The organism is Marinobacter sp. (assembly GCF_035268745.1).
GTDB lineage: Bacteria > Pseudomonadota > Gammaproteobacteria > Pseudomonadales > Oleiphilaceae > Marinobacter.
In genome coordinates, this window is sequence record NZ_DATFKH010000085.1 from 1 (window position 1) to 3,844 (window position 3,844).

The 3,844-nt window shown below is 58.5% G+C and carries 4 protein-coding genes and 1 pseudogene; 3 read left to right on the plus strand and 2 right to left on the minus strand.

The genetic code is table 11. From position 1 onward, the window contains the following. On the plus strand, positions 1–770 hold a 770-nt coding region (locus tag VJ956_RS07310), incomplete at its 5' end, for a LysR family transcriptional regulator (RefSeq protein ID WP_324083359.1). A 13-nt stretch (positions 771–783) separates the two neighbouring features. Here the strand turns inward: VJ956_RS07310 and VJ956_RS07315 are convergent. Next, the gene (locus VJ956_RS07315; protein WP_324083361.1) at positions 784–1,488 is read right to left on the minus strand and encodes a lysozyme-like domain containing protein; all 705 of its coding nucleotides are present in this window, start codon (positions 1,486–1,488) and stop codon (positions 784–786) included. Positions 1,489–1,550: 62 nt separating this feature from the next. On the opposite strand from VJ956_RS07315, the gene VJ956_RS07320 reads away from it, so the two are divergent. Both VJ956_RS07320 and VJ956_RS07325 read left to right on the plus strand, forming a co-directional pair. Next, positions 1,551–2,369, plus strand: a complete 819-nt coding sequence (locus VJ956_RS07320) for a DUF2059 domain-containing protein (RefSeq protein WP_324083363.1) — start codon at positions 1,551–1,553, stop codon at positions 2,367–2,369. Between the two features lie 14 nt (positions 2,370–2,383). Continuing rightward, complete coding sequence (locus tag VJ956_RS07325) at positions 2,384–3,568, plus strand: Xaa-Pro peptidase family protein (RefSeq protein WP_324083365.1); 1,185 nt, start codon at positions 2,384–2,386, stop codon at positions 3,566–3,568. A gap of 7 nt (positions 3,569–3,575) precedes the next feature. On the opposite strand, the pseudogene VJ956_RS07330 reads toward VJ956_RS07325, so the two are convergent. Further along, positions 3,576–3,844, minus strand: a pseudogene (locus VJ956_RS07330) (succinyl-CoA synthetase subunit beta); the annotation flags it as partial.

A 3,844-nucleotide genomic window follows, 5' to 3' on the forward strand; every position in this document is an offset into this window, starting at 1 on the left:
TGGGGGTTCAGTTTTTTGAACGTGACCGGGAGGGTCTGCATCTGACCCCGGTGGGGGAAACGGCCTACCGTGAAGCCGACCGACTGGCTGCGGACATGGAAAATCTCGAGCGCCGGCTGGTGGGACAGGATTCTGCGCCGGTAGGCAAGGTTCGGCTGGCCGCTACGGATGTCATGGTCAATGCGCTGATTGGCCCGCTGGTGTCGGAACTGCTGCAGGCCTACCCTGATATTGAGCTTGAAGTACTGACCGACAACGATGTGCTCAACCTCAGTCACCGTGATGCTGATCTTACCCTGCGTCCTGTTAACAAGCCCCAGGCTACCCTGGAGGGGGATCGCATCGCCACGATAGCGTCTGCGGTTTACGGGGCGCGTGATTATTGCCAGCGTCACCCTGATATGAACCTGGATAACGCGCCGGAGAAGAATAGCTGGATTCTCCCGGACGAAAGTTTCAGCCACCTTGCCACGGGTCGCTGGTACCGCAAAGCGCTGAAAAATACCCGGTCAGCGGTACGGTGTAACAGTCTTCAGTCAATGTATTCACTGGCACGGGCAGGCGTGGGGCTGGCGGTTCTGCCCTGTTATCTTGGTGATATCACTTCAGACCTGAGTCGGCTGACCCCGCCACTGGATGGCGAAGGCGTTGACCTGTGGCTGATGGTCAATCAGGACACCCGTCATATGGCCCGTGTGCGTCTGGTGATGGAATTTCTGACCCGGCGTCTGGTGGCGCTGAGCCCGCATATTGAAGGCGCCGGGAATTAGCCACGACCACCAGTCAGTCGCCCCAGTCTTCACAGAATGGCCAGAACTGGTAGAAACGCCAGCACTGGAATTCACGCTCACAGGTTTTCAACTGGTTGTCGTAGCGGAAGGCCCGGTTCTGGACTCGCCCGGCAAGCGACATGACCTCCGGTTTGGCAAGATAACTCTGCCGCCGGTAGCCGGCACGCCCCTCATGGTAGGCCAGATAAAGATTGCGGGGCTCGTGGAGTGCGATGTCTGTCTCCCTGCGGGTCAGGTGGTTATACCAGCCCACAAAGTCCAGTGCGTATTTCATATTGGTGCGAACCACAAAAAACCCGTCGCCATTGGCCTGAAGGTATTCGCCCCAGGCCGGGTCCAGTGCCTGGGCATAGCCATAGGCGGTGGTCGGCCGGCGCCAGGGTATCAGCCCGAAAAGACGGGTGCGGGGTGGGCGGGCGTGACTGCGGAAGGACGACTCGTAGTAGACAAAGGCCAGTTGGGTGGCAATGGGTGTGCCCCAACGGTCTTCTGAATCCCGCGCATGATCATACCAGACCGGGTGTTCGCGGAAGATTTCACAGATATCCTCCGGATTAACCGGTGGGTCCGGTGCCAGCAGGCTGAATCGCAAGGTTGCCAGAATGGTAATAATCAGTCCCAGGGTCGGCAGGCCATACCATTTCAGGCGTGAGACCCATGAGGCGGGCAGTAATTGGCGTCGTCTGTGTCTGGCCATATCTTGCGTCGGTTACTCTGCTCGTGGCATAAGGAGCCTTTGTTCCCGAGGATACTAGTTTCATGCCAGCGCCATCCCAAGTTACATCGGTTTTATGTTTATTGCTGTGCCTGTCCGGCGTGGTGCAGGCAAGCCCGCTGGCAAAGTCAGCTCTGGAAGCTTCGCCCGTTGATGATATCGTCGCCCGGTACCCCGCCATGATGAGCGAAGGGGTCCGCCGCGGGCTCAGCCAGGGCGGTATAACTGATCCCATGGTCGTTACCACGGTGGCTGCGGTTGTCGGTAATGCCCTCAGGGCCGAAGATATCCAGGCAGAGCTGGTTTCCGATCTGTCCGTGTCAATGAGCGATAACCAGCTCAGGACAGTGCGCGGCTGGTATGAAACCCCTTTGGCTGAAAAAATCGCCAGAGCTGAAATTGCAGCCTCAGGGCCCGAGACCTGGGAAAAAATCGAGGCCGGTGCCGCTGATTTACAGGCCAGGTTCAGAGGCAGCGAGCGGGCGGCACTGTTCAGCCGCTATGACCAGGCGGCCCGCGCTACTGAAAGCGCTGTGGATACCACCATAGCCGTCCAGCTTGGCCTGGCAACGGCTGTCTCGGTGTTTCAGGGCAGTGGTGAGTCCGGCTTTGCGAAGCTGAAACAGATGATTGAAAGTCGCCGGCAACAGACCCGTGCGATGGTCGCCCAACAGGTCTACGATATCTATTTATACACCTACCGCGACCTTTCGGTTGATGAGTTGCGGGATTATATCGGGTTTCTGGAAACCGATGCCGGTGCCAGGTTTACTCGTGTGGTTACCGCAAGCATCCAGGATTCCATTACCCGACCGTTGGCAACCGTCGGGCGTCAACTCGCAAGGTTTCTTGCCCCCTTCTGAAGTGGAGTGAAGCTATGGACTTTAACGCTTACCAGTCGGCGATTGCCGGTGAATTCCGGGGCCAGGACTGCCCCTTTCCGCCGGAAGAATTTGACCGGCGCCTGAGGGCGGTGCGTGAGTGGATGGGTGCTGAAAATATCGGGGCGCTGCTTCTTACCGACCCGTCCGACATATTCTATCTCACCGGCTACAGTACTTTTGAAGTATCGGTACACATTGGCCTGGTTGTGACCGAAGCTGACCTGATGCTGCAGGTACCTTCCATAGAAACCGGCCCGGCCACCATCACCACAAGGCTCGAGCGGGTTATCGGTTACCGCTGGGAACGCATCGATGAGGTGCTGGACCCGTTGGCCGACGCACTGAGTGATGTGACAGGGCAGGGCCGGAGTATTGGCATCGATGCCTGGCATGGCTCGCTGCGCAGCGGTGTGGTGAATGGCCTCAGAACCCGACTGCAGGGCACCGAACTGGTGGACGCCTCAAAGCTGGTGAAATCCATCCGCATTGTGAAATCCGCAGCGGAACTGGAATACCTGAAGCAGAGCGCGCGGATTACCTGCCAGAGTATCGAAGCAGCAGCGGCTGTGGTCCGGCCCGGGGTAACCGATAACTACATTGCCGCTGTTGGCGCCGAAGCGCTGCTGAAGGCAGGTAGCGAATTCATGAGTATGCAGCCGATTGTCACCACCGGTGCCCGCAGCAGCGTGATCCATACCAACCACAAACGCACAACGGTTGCCGAAGGGGATCCGGTATTTCTGGAATTCGGTTCCGCCTGGCAGCGTTATACCGCGCCGATGATGCGCACCGTGATTGCAGGAACGCCGACGGCGGATATGCGCCGGGTATTTGATGGTTGCCGCCGGATCGTTGACGCCCTCCAAAGCTCAATGAAGCCCGGCCACAGCTTCGATTCAGCAGCACAGGCTGCAGAACAGGCACTGGAACCCCTGGCCAGCGAAGTGTTTTTCTCCGGCGTGTTCGGCTACACGGTGGGTGCGCAGTTTCCGCCCTCCTGGGTCGAGGGATCCGGTTATATAGCCCGGGGCGGGGAAGCAGTATTCGAAGAGGGTATGGTGTTTCACCTGCCGATCTGCCTCCGGATTCCCGGCCAGTGGGGCATGGGTTTCAGCGATACGGTCCTGGTTGGCCGCGATGGTGCAGAGCCGCTAACGTCGAACCCATGGCGACTTTAATAGTTGCTTAATCCCTCAGACTGAGTTCGCCCAGACACAGGCGAGCGGGCTGGCTCAGATCTGTGGTGAAAAACATCAGCCGCCGGATCTCGTCCATATCCATGCGCCGGTCCTTCGGGGCCGTGGCGACTTCCCCAAGGTCCTGGTATATGCGGTTCAGGCCCGGCCTGATCTCGAAGTTCCGGTTAAAGCGATCACGGAACTGACTGCTGCCCTGCTCATGACTCATGTCGTTGATCCTCAGCGTCAGCGCTATGGCATAGCTTTGCGGATTCC